Here is a 12,995-nt window from a genome sequence, read left to right on the forward strand (position 1 = left end):
GATCAGACCATCATCTCTTTGGTCGCGGTCAGCTTGACGTCCGGGTAATCCCGTTCGACCCGGTCGATGTCCCATTGCAGGCGCGTCAGGTAGACCACGTCGCCGTCATGATCGTGGCTGATGTGCTGCTTGTTGGCATCGACGAACTTCTCGACCGCCAGCTTGGCGCCCGACACCCACCGCGCCGATGTGAATTGCGAGGCTTCGAAGCGGACGGGCAGGTCGTATTCCAGCTCGATCCGGCTGGCGAGCACCTCGAATTGCAGCTGGCCGACGACACCGACGATGAACCCCGATCCGATGGACGGTTTGAAGACCTTGGCCGCGCCTTCCTCGGCAAATTGCATCAGCGCCTTTTCCAGGTGCTTGGCCTTCATCGGATCGCCGGCGCGAACGCCCTGCAACAGTTCCGGCGCGAAGGACGGAATGCCCGTCACCCGCAGCGCCTCGCCCTCGGTCAGGGTGTCGCCGATCCGCAGCTGGCCGTGGTTGGGAATGCCGATGATGTCGCCGGCCCAAGCCTCGTCGGCCAGTTCGCGGTCCGAAGCCAGGAAAAGCACCGGGTTGGAAATGGCCATCGGCTTCTTCGACCGCACATGGGTCAGCTTCATGCCACGTTTGAAATGCCCCGAGGCCATGCGGACAAAAGCCACGCGGTCGCGGTGCTTGGGGTCCATGTTGGCCTGAACCTTGAAGACAAAGCCGGCCACCTTGGTTTCCTCGGGGGCAATCTGGCGCGGTTCGGCCGATTGGATCTGGGGCTCGGGACCGTAACGGCCGATTCCGTCCATCAGCTCTTTCACGCCGAAGGAATTGATCGCCGAGCCGAACCAGATCGGGGTCAGTGTGCCGTCCAGCATGGCCTGGGGATCAAGCGGGGGCAGAAGCTCGCGCGCCATTTCCAGCTCTTCCTTCAGCTGGTCGAGCAGATGATCGGGCACGTGTTCGGCCAGCTTGGGATCGTCGAGACCCTCGATGGCGATGCTTTCGGCCACCTTGTTCCGGTCGGCCCGGTCCATCAGTTCGAGCCGGTCGCGCAGGATATCGTAGCAGCCGACAAAGTCGCGCCCCTGGCCGATCGGCCAGGAGGCGGGTGTCGCGTCGATCGCCAGGTTTTCCTGGATTTCGTCAATAATCTCGAAAACATCGCGGCTCTCACGGTCCATTTTGTTGCAAAATGTCAAGATCGGCAGATCGCGCAGGCGGCAAACCTCGAACAATTTGCGGGTCTGGCTCTCGACGCCCTTGGCTCCGTCGATGACCATGACCGCTGCATCCACCGCCGTCAGCGTGCGATAGGTGTCTTCGGAGAAATCGCTGTGGCCGGGGGTGTCGACCAGGTTGAAACGGAAGTTGCCATAGTCGAAGGACATGGCCGAAGCCGAGACGGAGATGCCGCGGTCCTTTTCCATCTGCATGAAGTCCGACCGCGTCCGCCGCGCCTCGCCCTTGGCGCGCACCTGTCCGGCCATCTGGATCGCGCCGCCGTAAAGAAGGAACTTCTCGGTCAGAGTCGTCTTGCCCGCATCGGGGTGCGAGATGATGGCAAAGGTCCGGCGCCGCGCGATCTCGGGCGGCAATTCGGGGCGGTTCGAAGCGGTGTCCAACATGAGCGCGCTATAAATCGCGGCGCGGCCCGGCGCAAGAAAACCCGGGCGGCAGGCCCGGCCTAACGCGTCGAGGCCCGGCGCAGCAATTCGATGGCATCGGGCCGGTCCAGCAACGATTTCTGCACATCCAGCCCGTGTTCGGCCCGATCATCGTTGCGCGGCAGCATGGCCTGCAGCTTTTCGACCAGTTCGCCGGGCAGGGCGGGGCGTGTGCGTGGATTGATCAGCGTCGATTCCGCGGCGATGCCCTCGGCATAGATGATGTGATGGCGGTCAAAGAGGATCTGGTAGTAATCCACGAACCCGCCCGTGCGCACATAGATCGAATCATCGTTGACCAGGTGCCGCGCCGGGACCAGCAGATCGGCCCGCCCGGCGCCGATGCGGTCGGTGCGCTGATAGATGAACAACCGGTGATCGGGGCTGACGACCAGGTCGTTTTCATTGTTCAACGTGCCCTTGGTCACCACGATCGGGGCAAAATCGCCCACCGCGCGCACCGTCGTCTGGCCGATCCAGCGGACTTCCTGCGCTCCGAAATCGCGGGTCAGAACGCGATCGCCGGGGCGGATGTCCTCGATCGGCACCTGCCGGCCGGTGGCCATGGTGATATGGGTGCCGCGTGTGAAGGAGACACAGGCGATCTGGGCAAACTTGGCCAGCACGTCCTCGCGCCCGGCGCCGATCAGCGTATAGCCCGTATGGGTCGCCAGCGGTGCCAGCGGCAGCAGGAAGATCTGGTCCACATGGCCGCCGTCATCGACCTCGACCAGAACCAGCGCATCGGTCGTCTCGCCATCCGGGCTCATCAGCAAGAGCGTGCAATCCAGATGCAACCGCGCACCGGGCGTGCCCACGGCCGACGACCGGGCGACGGAAAAGCTGCCGTCGCTGAGCGCGTTCAGCGCCAACCGAACACGCTCGCTGCCCGGCGACAGTTCATAGACGTCATCCAGCGTCAGCTCGGCCAGGAAGGACACCGGGTCGCCCATGTTGGCGCCCAGCGACACGCGGAAGCACAATGCCGGGTAGACGAGGATGGACTGGACTGGTGCGATGTTCATGTGGCGACGCGCTTGGCGTGATCTGTTGTTGGGCGGGGCCCGCGTGATGCTGATGCTCCGTGGTTAAAAGGTAGAATTATGGCGGGCTCGGGTCAACGTGGCGGTGTTTTGCTGGCGCAGGTTCCTGAAGCGGTGATAGTCGTCGGGCCGGAGCAGACATAGGGGGCAAAGATGGATCTTGGGTTAACGGGCAAGCGGGCGATTGTCTGCGCGTCGAGCAAGGGGCTCGGCCTGGGCTGTGCCGAGGCGCTGGCTGAGGCCGGCGTGAACCTGGTGATGAACGCGCGTGGTGCCGACCTGCTGAACGCCGAGGCCGACCGTCTGCGCACGACCTATGGCGTCGATGTGACGGCCGTGGCCTGCGATATCGGCACCGAAGAGGGGCGGGACCGGGTCCTGGACGCGGCGGGCGCCCCGGACATCCTGGTTAACAATAACGGTGGCCCGCCTCCGGGCATCTGGAGCGACTGGGACCGTGAGGATTTCATCAAGGCGCTGGATGCCAACATGCTGACGCCCATCGCGCTGATGAAGGCGGTTCTGCCCGGCATGATGGATCGCGGCTGGGGGCGCGTGGTCAACGTGACCTCGCAATCGGTGCGCGCGCCCATCGCGACGCTGGGCCTGTCCAACGCGGCGCGCACCGGGCTGACGGGCTATGTCGCCGGCACTGCGCGGCAGGTCGCCGCACGCGGCGTGACGATCAACAACCTGCTGCCGGGGGTGCATGACACCGACCGGATCAAGACCACCGATGCGGCCATCGTCCAGCAAACCGGCAAGAGCCTGGACGAGGTGCGGGCCGAGCGCAGCGCCAATATTCCGGCAGGGCGGATCGGCACGAAAGAGGAATTCGGCCAGACCTGTGCCTTCCTCTGTTCGCAATATGCGGGCTTCATCGTCGGGCAGAATATCCTGCTGGACGGCGGACTTAACAATCTGACGATGTAAGTCATGGCGTCAGGGTTCTCATTGAAGGACGAGCTGTTCAACGCGACAAGCGTCGGGCAGCTTGGCGGTTGGTTCGGTCGCACCGGGGCGGTGGATGCCGCGCGGTTCGAACAGGCGGTGATGAGCCGGCTGGGTGAGTTGGAGCTGAAGGCCCGGATTGCCTGGATCGCCGAATGCCTGTTGTCGGAATTGCCCGACAGCCTGCCCGAAGCCGCGCCGATTCTGCGCGAGGCCTTGCCGCCGCCGCTGGATCCGACCCTGACGGATGACGATTTCGGGTCGTTCATCCTGGCGCCGTTCGGCGAGGTCGTCGTGGCGCTGGGGCTTGAGGATCACCCGGATCTCTCGCTGGACTTGCTCGAAGAGATAACCCAGCGCTTTTCCATGGAATTCTCGATCCGACCCTACCTGATCCGCTGGCCGGACCTGGTGTTGGACCGGATGCAGCATTGGGCCGGGCACGACAATTACCACGTGCGTCGGCTGGTCAGCGAGGGGACGCGGCCCAAGCTGCCCTGGGCGCAGGCCGTGCGCCTGGATCCTGCGCGGACCCTGGCGCTGCTGGACCGGCTGCATGACGATCCGACACGATATGTCACACGGTCAGTGTCCAATCATCTCAATGACATAACCAAGCAGACGCCCGAGCTGGTGTTGGATCGGCTGACCGCCTGGCGCGGGCTGGACCGACAGCGCAAGAGCGAGCTGGATTGGATGACCAACCACGCGTTGCGCGGCCTGATCAAGCAGGGCGATGGCCGGGCGCTGGCCATGGTGGGCTATGATCCGGATGCGCCGGTGACAGTGCAGAGCTTCGATGTTCCGGCTCGCGCCGCGATCGGCGACGCGATCGAGATATCCGCCACGCTGACCTCGGAGGCCGAGACCGGCGTGCTGGTCGATTACATCTTCTGGCGCCGGCGGGCGAACGGCGCGCTCGCCCCGAAAGTGCACAAGCTCAAGACCGGGCGGTTGAAACCGGGCAAGCCGCTGGTGCTGGCCAAGCGGCACGTGTTCAAGGGGGATGCCACGACCTATCGGCTCTATTCAGGGCCGCAGCGCATGTCCCTGCAGGTAAATGGCAGGATCGTCGCCGATACTGACATCGAGCTTGTCGAGCCGTGATCCGGCCCGCGCTTGCGCCCCTGTCCGTGCATTGTTATCCGGGCGGAACTCTTTTGGTCGACCATTCCTGAAAGCTGCGGCGTGACGTCTGACACCGGCTCCCACCCTCCCGTTGACACCCAGCCCGCGCGGCTGGACATCCGGAACCTCGTCTGCCGGTTCAACGGTCGGGCGGTGGTCGACGACGTGTCGCTGTCGATCCAACCGGGGCAGGTGACCTGCCTGCTGGGGCCGTCGGGCTGTGGCAAGTCGACGACCTTGCGGATCATTGCCGGGGTCGAGAGTCAGGAGAGTGGCAGTATCCTGGTCGATGGCGAGACGATCAGCGGGCCGCGACGCAACCTGCCGCCGGAACAGCGCGGAATTGGCCTGATGTTTCAGGACTTTGCGTTGTTCCCGCATCTAAGCGTGGCCGACAACGTGGCCTTTGGACTGCGCAGTGGCACCCGCGAAGAGAAACGCGGGCGGGTCAGCGAATTGCTCGACCGCGTGGACCTGCTGCGCTTCATCGACGGCTATCCGCATGAATTGTCGGGCGGCGAACAGCAGCGGGTGGCCCTTGCCCGGGCCCTGGCGCCGCGCCCCAAGGTCATGCTGATGGACGAGCCGTTCTCCGGCCTCGACAACCGCCTGCGCGACGGTATCCGGGATGAAACGCTGACCCTGCTGAAATCGGAGGATACGGCGGTTCTGCTGGTCACGCACGAGCCCGAAGAGGCGATGCGGATGGCCGATGAGATCGCGCTGATGCGTCAGGGCCGCATTGTTCAGCGCGGCGCGCCCTATAATGTCTATACCCGTCCGGTCGATCGCGCAGCGGTCGGTTTTTTCTCGGATACCAATACCTTGCGGGCTGTTGTGAACGGGGCTCTGGCCGATACCGTCTTTGGTCAGTTCCTGGCACCGGGCGTGGCGGACGGCACGGCGGTGGATATCGTTTTTCGCCCACAACATGTGCGCATCGACTTTGACCGCAACGGCCAGGGACCCTTGCCAACCGCCCGCGATGGCGTGGCTGCACGCGGCCTGGTCGAACGGGCACGGTTCATGGGGCATGAAAGCCTGGTGGAATTCCGGATGGATCACGACGGATCGCTGCTCAAGGCCACGGTGCCGGGGGTCTTTCTGCCCGGCGCGGGCAAGCCGATGTGGCTGACGATCCCGCGGTCCAAGTGTTTCATTTTTCCGGTCTGATCCCCGATCAACCGGGCCGGAAATCCTGCAGGCTCTTGCCTGGCTCATCCACGAAGAACTCGGGCAGGATGTCGGCGCTTTCGATGAGATCGACGCGGAACACCCTGAAAGCGTTGCGCAATTCGCACCAGGCGGTCAGCGACCAGATGCGCCCGTAATGTTCGATCTGCAAGGGCCGGATGGTGCGAAAACTCCAGACATCGTCGGGCCTGCGATAGCTGAGCCGCAACTTCTGCTTGCCCCGGATCGCCGCCCGGATGGTCGACATGTGGGAAAAGCCGCGCGCCGCATCGGAAAACGGATAGACGGCCAGCGGTCCTGTCCGGTCCGATGGCGCCTCGGTCGGCAGGGCGGCATCGACCTTTTCGCTCAATGATAGGGCCGCGGTTTTCAGCCCGGCATCCGATGCCTCGGCCACGATGGCCAGGCCCAGCTGAAGCGCCTCGACCTCTTCGGCGGTCAGGGTAAGGGGCGCCAGCGTCAGCGCGTTGACTGCCCGGTAGCCCGAGCCACGCGTGCCTTCGACGGGTATGCCCGAGGCGATCAGGGTGTCCATGTCGCGATAGATTGTCCTAACCGATACGTCGAAAGCCGCGGCCAGGTCATCGGCGCGATGGATCTGCCCGTCGCGCAACAGGGTGATCATTTCCAACAATCGGTCGCTGCGTCGCATCGGCGGTCCTCCTGACATCCTTGTATCGCGCCAAGATCCTGACAAAAAGTTGTCAGGAGCGTTTTGGGTGCGATTTTCTGGCGGGCAAAACGGCCAGCGGAAGGGGCGACAGGACCCGGCATGGCTTTTACAGCGATACACGGCGGCGTATCACAAGTGCCGACATGAACGGGGCGCAGGCGGCCTGCGTCGGAAAAGGAGTTTCGACATGCTCAACAATATCGGTCTTCCGGGTCTTCTGCTGATCGCGGTCGTGGTGCTGGTGCTTTTCGGTCGCGGCAAGATCAGCTCGATGATGGGCGAAGTGGGCAAGGGCATCACGTCGTTCAAGAAAGGCATGAACGAAGGGGCCAAGGAGCTGGAAGACCAGCCGGGCGACGATGCCAAGGACGTGACGCCCGAGGCCGAGACCGACAAGACCAAGGCGTAACGCGCCATGTTCGATCTGGGCTGGAGCGAGCTCCTGGTCATCGGCATCGTCGCCCTGATCGTGGTCGGGCCGAAGGATCTGCCGGTGTTGTTCCGCAATGTTGGGCGGTTCGTCGGCAAGGCGCGTGCCATGGCACGCGAATTCAGCCGGGCTATGAATGATGCGGCCGACGAATCCGGTATCCGGGACGTGGCCAAGGGGCTGAACACGGCGACAAATCCGTTGGGATCAGCGATGGACGGGATCAAGGACGCGGCGCGCGACCTGACCTCTTCGCTGGATCCGACGAAATATGACAGCGGGTCCGAGACGGGCAAGCTGGCCGCGGACCGGGCGGAACAGGCCAAGAAGATCCAGGCCCAGACCGCCCGCGCCGCAGCCGACCGCAAGGCACGCGAAGCGGCCGAGGCGCTGGCCAAGGCGGAAGAGGCCGAAGCGGCCCTGCAATCGGCGGAGAAGAAGGCCGAGACATGACGACGACCCATGACGAGATCGAAGACAGCGCGGCGCCGCTGATCGAACACCTGACAGAATTGCGACAACGGCTGATCTGGTCCGTTGTCGCCTTTCTCGCGGCCATGGTGGTGTGTTTCACGGTTGGGGGCACGATCCTCGACTTCCTGCTTGTGCCGATCGAGAAAACGATGCGCGGGCTGGGCGATCCCAACCCGGTGATGCAATACACCGCGCCCCAGGAGTACTTCTTTACACTGGTGCGGATCTCGATGGTGGGCGGGCTTGCCCTGGCCTTTCCGGTGATCGCCTACCAGATGTGGCGCTTTGTGGCGCCGGGTCTGTACCGCTCTGAAAAGAATGCGTTTCTGCCCTTCCTTGTGGCCTCGCCGGGGCTGTTCCTGCTGGGGGCGGCCTTTGCCCATTACGTGGTCACGCCGCTGGCCATGCAGTTCTTCCTGGGCTTTGCCGACGCCGCCTCGATGATCTCGACCTTCGTGTCGACGGTGGCCGACGGGGTATCCGAAGGTGTTGTCGAAGTGACCGAGGAACCGGTCGAGCAGGGCATTGCCATCGTCTTCAACGGCAAGGTCAACGAGACGCTGGACATCACGCTGAAGCTGATCGTGGCCTTCGGGCTCTGCTTCCAACTGCCAGTGCTCCTGACATTGATGGGCAAGGCCGGCCTGGTCAGCGCCGAGGGTCTGGGCAACGTGCGCAAATACGCGGTCGTGGCCATCCTGCTGCTGGCCGCCCTGGTGACGCCGCCGGATGTGATCACGCAGATCATCCTGTTCTGCGTCGTCTACGGGCTCTATGAAATCTCGATCTTCCTGGTCAAACGGGTCGAGGCCAAGCGCGAGGCCGAGCTGCGCAAGGACGGCTATTACGACGACGAAGACGAAGACCCGATGACGACCGAGTTCGAAGCCGAGGAGGACAAGTGATGGCGGATGGAGACCCCAAGCTGCCGTTGTCCGATACCGAGGCCCTGACCCGCATCGCCGCGGCGCTGGAGCGCATGTCTCCGGCGCCGCTGGCGGCCCCCGATTTCGACGCGGCCCCGGCCTTTGTCTGGCATGTCGGCCCCGAACGGCTGGTGCCGGTGCAAAGCATCAACCGCGTCGACATCTCGCTGCTGATCGGTGTCGACCGGTCCCGCGATACCCTGCTCGACAACACCCGGCGTTTCGCCCGTGGCCTGCCGGCCAACAACGCGTTGCTCTGGGGCGCCCGGGGCATGGGAAAATCGAGCCTCGTCAAGTCGGTGCATGCCGCCCTGAATGTCGATCACCCGGGGCTGAAGCTGGTCGAACTGCTGCGAGAGGACCTGCCCACGGTCGGCCGGCTTCTGGCGCATCTGAGGACATCGGAGCACCGGTTCATCCTGTTCTGCGACGACCTGTCGTTCTCCCATGACGACCAGCATTACAAGTCGCTGAAAGCCGTGCTGGACGGGGGCATCGAAGGCCGGCCAGACAACGTGGTCTTTTATGCCACGTCGAACCGGCGCCACCTGATGCCGCGGGATATGATCGAAAACGAACGGTCCTCGGCGATCAACCCGAGCGAAGCGGTCGAAGAGAAAGTCTCGCTGTCGGACCGGTTCGGCCTGTGGCTGGGGTTCCACCCCTGCAGCCAGGACGATTATCTGGCCATGATCGAAGGCTATTGTACCGCCTATGGCGTCCAGGTGGATCCCGAGGAGCTGCGCGCCGAGGCCATCGAATGGCAGGCCACGCGGGGCGCGCGGTCGGGCCGGGTGGCCTGGCAGTTCTTCACCGACCTGGCCGGTCGCCACGGCGTCGCCATCTGACCCCCGAAAAAACAAGGACCGCAGCCCATTGGGCCGCGGTCCTCATGTCCTTCCCCGGTACATCCGGGGCATGTCAGGTGTCTGTCAGTTGAGGTAGCTCATCGGATCGACACTGTCGAACCCGTCCCGCACTTCGAAATGCACATAGGACGCATCGCCACCGCGCAGCTTGGCGATGGTCTGACCCCGCTTGACGCTTTGGCCCTTGGCCACGGTGATATCCGTGACATTGGCATAGACTGTCAGGAGATTGTCAGGATGGCGCAGCACGACGATCGGCACCTTGTCCTGGTCCTCGGTGATCGCCGCCACGGTACCTTCGCTGGCCGCCGCCACCGATCCGCCGGCGGTGCCGGAAATGTCGATGCCCTCGTTCTTGCCCTTGGCATAGGCCCGGATGATCTTGCCCTGAACGGGATAGGACATCTGGCCCTGAGGCGCGGCAATGGTCTGCGGCTCGGCCGTGACATCGGGTGTCTCGACCGGGTTGTTGGCCGCCACGGTGTCGTTCGCCGGCAACGGCTGGCTGGCGCTCGGCGGGGCGGGCGTGCTCGTGCCGGTGCCCGGGGCGTTGGTATCGGCTGCGGCCGCGGCAACGGCCACGCCCGATGGCGGCGCGCTGCGGGCCACCGGGATCAGCAGGTACTGGCCTTCGCGGATCTCGAAATCGGTGCCCAGCCCGTTCCATTCCGCCAGCGACTGGACCGACACGTTGTAGAGCCGCGCGATGGTATAGGCCGTCTCGCCGCGTTCGACCTTGTGGCGCACGGGCTCCGGCCCGGCGGGCGGCAGCGTCTGGGTCTCGACCCGGGGCGTTTCGGCCGAGGCATCGATGGCCGCGCTGGCCAGCGCTTCGATATCGACCGAGCCGGGGCTGGCCGTGGCCGACGCATCGGGCACCGAGGGCAGGGGCCGGGGCAGGGCGATGACCTCGCCTTCGCGCAGCGCCACCGTCGGATCGATGCCGTTGAACTTGGCCAGCTCGTCGGCGGTAAAGCCCAGCCGGCTGGCAATGGTGGCGACGGTTTCGCCCTTGTCGGCAACCACGACCTGGTAATTCGGATAGGTGATCACGCCGCGGGCATCCGGCGTCGGCCGCTTGGCCGTGGCCGATTGCGCGGCCTGGGCGGTGGAAAACCCGCCGAGGTTGCCGCGCAGGTCCATGTCCAGCGGCTCGGTACAGGCGGCCAGAAGGGCCAGCCCGCTGCAGGCGGCGACAAGGCGCGGGCGAAAGTGGGGCGGTCGCATAAGGAGCGGCATCTCGATTTCCTCTTGCTCGCCCCCTGTCGTCGAGGGCTTGACGCAAATATGTCCTGTCAGGTCTCTTTTCCGAGCCCTTCCAGCAGGGGGACGAAGCGGACGGGCCGCAATTCCTCGTAGTCGAACCCACTGTCCAGCCGACGCACCCGGATCAGCGTCTGAACGGCGTCCGACTGGCCCACGGGCAGCACCATGATACCGCCAATTCGCAGCTGCGCCAAGAGAGGCCCGGGCGGGTCTTCGGCGGCGGCGGTCACCAGGATGCGGTCGAACGGGGCCTGGTCGGCCAGCCCGTGGCTGCCATCGGCGGTAAACGCGGTGATGTTGGACAGGCTCAACGCATCAAAGGCCGCGCGGGCCTCGGCGACCAGCCGGCGATGGCGGTCGACGGTATAGACCCGCCGGGCCAGCCGCGACAGGATCGCGGCCTGGTAGCCCGACCCGCAGCCGACCTCCAGGACCTTGTCGCGCGGCGATATCTCCAGCGCCTGGGTCATCAGCCCGACAACCGACGGCTGGGAAATGGTCTGGCCGCAGGTGATCGGCAGGGGCATGTCCTCATAGGCCCGTTCGGCGAACAGCCCTTTGACAAAGGCGCCTCGGTCGATCTCTTCCATGGCGTTCAGAACGCGGGCATCGGTCACACCCTTGGACCGCAAGGCATAGAGAAAGCGCATCTTGGTTTCGGCGTCCGCGCTCATTCGATGGCCTTCAGGGCGTCCAGCTGGTCATGGGCCGTCAGGTCGGCGCGCATCGGTGTCACCGAGATATAGCCGTCGAGATTGACGGTGGCATCGGTGTCCGGCCCGGTCGGCACGCTCTGGTCGGCGCCGCGCAGCCACAGGAACCGGCGGCCCGACGGCGAGATCAGCGGCTCGGTGTGAAAGCCGGTGCCGGCCCGGGCGCCCTGGCGGGCGACGCGGGTGCCCTTGACCTGGTCGGCGGCATGGGGCGGGAAATTGATGTTGTAGAACAGGCGGTAATCGCCCGAATGGGCCGGGGTGGCCGCCAGGATCCGGCGCAGCAGCGGCGCGCCATGGGTCAGCGCGGCCTCGAAGGGATTGTCCAGCGCGCGGTTGCCCGGCCCGTAATATTGCGACAGGGCCATGGCCGGGATGCCCTGCAGGGCGGCTTCCATCGCGCCGCCCAGGGTGCCCGAATACAGCGCGTTCTCGGCTGAATTGTTGCCCCGGTTCACCCCCGACAGCACCAGGTCGGGCGGGCAATCGGGCATCACGTCGTGGATCGCCGTCAGCACGCAATCGGCCGGGCTGCCCTCGGCCGCGTACAGCCGCTCGCCCAGTTCAGAGACCATCATCGGATGGGTATAGCTGATCTTGTGCGCCACGCCCGATTGTTCAAAGGCCGGCGCCACGGTCCAGACCTCGCCATCGGGCCCGGCCAGGTCTTCGGCGATGGCATGCAGCACCTTCAGGCCCGGTGCGTTGATTCCGTCGTCATTGGTGATGAGAATACGCATGTCGAAAGCCCCGTGGTCACTGATACGTCTCTAGGCGAGCCCGCCCGGCGCAGCAAGCACTTGGCCGGGACCATGGCGCTTCACCTTCTTCTTCTTGGCAAAAATACCCTGCCGCAGGCAGAGCGGCCCCCGGGGCCGCTATCTCTGGCCGGCCAAATGCAGGCCGGTCCGGCGGGGGCGCACCGGTCCAAAGCCCGTTATGCCACGGCCCGCAGCAGACAGCCGGCCATGGCAAAGCCCAATCAGACCCCGGCCAGCCCCAACAGGCGCGCGGCCTCGTCCGGCGCGGTGGCCAGGGCGGCGCGGTCCTCGCCGGGGTGGAACCGTGCGCGCAGGGCGGTGGCCATCGGGGCCGGGGCCAGCACGTCCACCCGGGGCCCGGTGCGCGCGGTTTCGGCCGCCCAGCTGCGGGCCAGCGCGATCTGCGCGGCCTTGCTCGCTCCGTAGGCGCCCATGAATTTCTCGCCCGCCCGGGCATCGTCAAAGAACATCGCCCGTCCCTGGGTGCCCAGCAGCGGCGCGACATAGGCAATCAGCCGGCGGGTGGCCTCGACATTGACGGCCATCGACTTGTCCCAGTCGCGGGCGTCGATCATCGGCGCGGGGGTCAGCGGGGCGGCATGAATGGCCGTGTGAACCCAGAGGTCCAGCTTGCCCCAACGGTCGTGGATCGACCGGCAGAGCACGGCCATGGCCTCGTCGGTGGTCACATCCATCGGCGCCAGGGTGGCCTGGCCCCCGGCGGCCTTGATCCGGTCGTCCAGCTCTTCGAGCCCGCCGATGGTTTTGGCCACGGCGATGATGTGATGGCTGGGCGCCAGCGCCAGGGCCAGCGCGGCACCAAGCCCGCGCGAGGCGCCGGTGATGAGGGCGGTGGGGGTGTTGGGCTCTGTCATGGCTCTGGCGTTTGGCCAATGGCGCGGCCCGGGTCAAGGGCCG

General features: G+C 65.3%; 14 protein-coding genes. 7 read left to right on the forward strand and 7 right to left on the reverse strand.

Annotation, left to right across the window (positions count from 1 at the left end; translation table 11 throughout):
- Positions 1-2: 2 nt before the first annotated feature.
- Both ACK3BB_RS10340 and ACK3BB_RS10345 read right to left on the reverse strand, forming a co-directional pair.
- Positions 3-1,610, reverse strand: a complete 1,608-nt coding sequence (locus ACK3BB_RS10340) for a peptide chain release factor 3 (RefSeq protein ID WP_428928634.1) — start codon at positions 1,608-1,610, stop codon at positions 3-5.
- A gap of 59 nt (positions 1,611-1,669) precedes the next feature.
- The gene (locus ACK3BB_RS10345) at positions 1,670-2,674 is read right to left on the reverse strand and encodes a Hint domain-containing protein (RefSeq protein ID WP_428928635.1); all 1,005 of its coding nucleotides are present in this window, start codon (positions 2,672-2,674) and stop codon (positions 1,670-1,672) included.
- 171 nt (positions 2,675-2,845) lie between these two features.
- On the opposite strand from ACK3BB_RS10345, the gene ACK3BB_RS10350 reads away from it, so the two are divergent.
- From ACK3BB_RS10350 to ACK3BB_RS10360, 3 genes are all read left to right on the forward strand, one after another.
- Entirely contained in the window at positions 2,846-3,625 is a 780-nt protein-coding gene (locus ACK3BB_RS10350) for an SDR family oxidoreductase (protein ID WP_428928636.1), read from the forward strand.
- A gap of 3 nt (positions 3,626-3,628) precedes the next feature.
- A complete protein-coding gene (locus ACK3BB_RS10355) occupies positions 3,629-4,750 on the forward strand; it encodes a hypothetical protein (protein ID WP_428928637.1) in 1,122 nt (373 codons plus the stop codon).
- Between the two features lie 81 nt (positions 4,751-4,831).
- The gene (locus ACK3BB_RS10360; protein WP_428928638.1) at positions 4,832-5,944 is read left to right on the forward strand and encodes an ABC transporter ATP-binding protein; all 1,113 of its coding nucleotides are present in this window, start codon (positions 4,832-4,834) and stop codon (positions 5,942-5,944) included.
- A 7-nt stretch (positions 5,945-5,951) separates the two neighbouring features.
- Here the strand turns inward: ACK3BB_RS10360 and ACK3BB_RS10365 are convergent, their stop codons facing one another.
- A complete protein-coding gene (locus tag ACK3BB_RS10365; RefSeq protein WP_428928639.1) occupies positions 5,952-6,617 on the reverse strand; it encodes a helix-turn-helix transcriptional regulator in 666 nt (221 codons plus the stop codon).
- A 208-nt stretch (positions 6,618-6,825) separates the two neighbouring features.
- On the opposite strand from ACK3BB_RS10365, the gene tatA reads away from it, so the two are divergent.
- The 4 genes from tatA to ACK3BB_RS10385 are packed head-to-tail and all read left to right on the forward strand — an operon-like array spanning position 6,826 to position 9,316.
- Positions 6,826-7,047, forward strand: a complete 222-nt coding sequence (gene tatA, locus ACK3BB_RS10370) for a twin-arginine translocase TatA/TatE family subunit (protein WP_428928640.1) — start codon at positions 6,826-6,828, stop codon at positions 7,045-7,047.
- A gap of 6 nt (positions 7,048-7,053) precedes the next feature.
- The gene (gene tatB, locus ACK3BB_RS10375) at positions 7,054-7,521 is read left to right on the forward strand and encodes a Sec-independent protein translocase protein TatB (RefSeq protein WP_428928641.1); all 468 of its coding nucleotides are present in this window, start codon (positions 7,054-7,056) and stop codon (positions 7,519-7,521) included.
- Entirely contained in the window at positions 7,518-8,447 is a 930-nt protein-coding gene (gene tatC, locus ACK3BB_RS10380) for a twin-arginine translocase subunit TatC (protein WP_428928642.1), read from the forward strand. The genes tatB and tatC overlap by 4 nt, the downstream gene beginning before the upstream one ends.
- Positions 8,447-9,316: an ATP-binding protein gene (locus tag ACK3BB_RS10385; RefSeq protein ID WP_428928643.1), complete on the forward strand. Its 870-nt coding sequence runs from the start codon at positions 8,447-8,449 to the stop codon at positions 9,314-9,316. The genes tatC and ACK3BB_RS10385 overlap by 1 nt, the downstream gene beginning before the upstream one ends.
- A gap of 84 nt (positions 9,317-9,400) precedes the next feature.
- On the opposite strand, the gene ACK3BB_RS10390 is transcribed toward ACK3BB_RS10385, so the two are convergent.
- The 4 genes from ACK3BB_RS10390 to ACK3BB_RS10405 form a co-directional block, all read right to left on the reverse strand.
- Positions 9,401-10,576: a LysM peptidoglycan-binding domain-containing protein gene (locus ACK3BB_RS10390; protein WP_428928644.1), complete on the reverse strand. Its 1,176-nt coding sequence runs from the start codon at positions 10,574-10,576 to the stop codon at positions 9,401-9,403.
- A 56-nt stretch (positions 10,577-10,632) separates the two neighbouring features.
- Entirely contained in the window at positions 10,633-11,277 is a 645-nt protein-coding gene (locus ACK3BB_RS10395) for a protein-L-isoaspartate(D-aspartate) O-methyltransferase (RefSeq protein WP_428928645.1), read from the reverse strand.
- Positions 11,274-12,056, reverse strand: a complete 783-nt coding sequence (surE, locus tag ACK3BB_RS10400; RefSeq protein WP_428928646.1) for a 5'/3'-nucleotidase SurE — start codon at positions 12,054-12,056, stop codon at positions 11,274-11,276. Before surE ends, ACK3BB_RS10395 begins: the two co-directional genes overlap by 4 nt.
- 242 nt (positions 12,057-12,298) lie before the next feature.
- Positions 12,299-12,952, reverse strand: a complete 654-nt coding sequence (locus ACK3BB_RS10405) for an SDR family NAD(P)-dependent oxidoreductase (protein ID WP_428928647.1) — start codon at positions 12,950-12,952, stop codon at positions 12,299-12,301.
- Between the last annotated feature and the right edge of the window lie 43 nt (positions 12,953-12,995).

It is taken from the genome of Marinibacterium sp. SX1 (assembly GCF_050389775.1).
In the GTDB taxonomy this organism is placed as follows: Bacteria; Pseudomonadota; Alphaproteobacteria; order Rhodobacterales; family Rhodobacteraceae; genus Marinibacterium.

Bases quoted from the DNA above. Each gene is read 5' to 3' on its own strand.
- ACK3BB_RS10340 (WP_428928634.1), bottom strand. From the start codon at position 1,610: ATGTTGGACACCGCTTCGAACCGCCCCGAATTGCCGCCCGAGATCGCG.
- ACK3BB_RS10345 (WP_428928635.1), bottom strand. From the start codon at position 2,674: ATGAACATCGCACCAGTCCAGTCCATCCTCGTCTACCCGGCATTGTGC.
- ACK3BB_RS10350 (WP_428928636.1), top strand. From the start codon at position 2,846: ATGGATCTTGGGTTAACGGGCAAGCGGGCGATTGTCTGCGCGTCGAGC.
- ACK3BB_RS10355 (WP_428928637.1), top strand. From the start codon at position 3,629: ATGGCGTCAGGGTTCTCATTGAAGGACGAGCTGTTCAACGCGACAAGC.
- ACK3BB_RS10365 (WP_428928639.1), bottom strand. From the start codon at position 6,617: ATGCGACGCAGCGACCGATTGTTGGAAATGATCACCCTGTTGCGCGAC.
- tatA (WP_428928640.1), top strand. From the start codon at position 6,826: ATGCTCAACAATATCGGTCTTCCGGGTCTTCTGCTGATCGCGGTCGTG.
- tatB (WP_428928641.1), top strand. From the start codon at position 7,054: ATGTTCGATCTGGGCTGGAGCGAGCTCCTGGTCATCGGCATCGTCGCC.
- tatC (WP_428928642.1), top strand. From the start codon at position 7,518: ATGACGACGACCCATGACGAGATCGAAGACAGCGCGGCGCCGCTGATC.
- ACK3BB_RS10385 (WP_428928643.1), top strand. From the start codon at position 8,447: ATGGCGGATGGAGACCCCAAGCTGCCGTTGTCCGATACCGAGGCCCTG.
- ACK3BB_RS10390 (WP_428928644.1), bottom strand. From the start codon at position 10,576: ATGCCGCTCCTTATGCGACCGCCCCACTTTCGCCCGCGCCTTGTCGCC.
- ACK3BB_RS10395 (WP_428928645.1), bottom strand. From the start codon at position 11,277: ATGAGCGCGGACGCCGAAACCAAGATGCGCTTTCTCTATGCCTTGCGG.
- surE (WP_428928646.1), bottom strand. From the start codon at position 12,056: ATGCGTATTCTCATCACCAATGACGACGGAATCAACGCACCGGGCCTG.
- ACK3BB_RS10405 (WP_428928647.1), bottom strand. From the start codon at position 12,952: ATGACAGAGCCCAACACCCCCACCGCCCTCATCACCGGCGCCTCGCGC.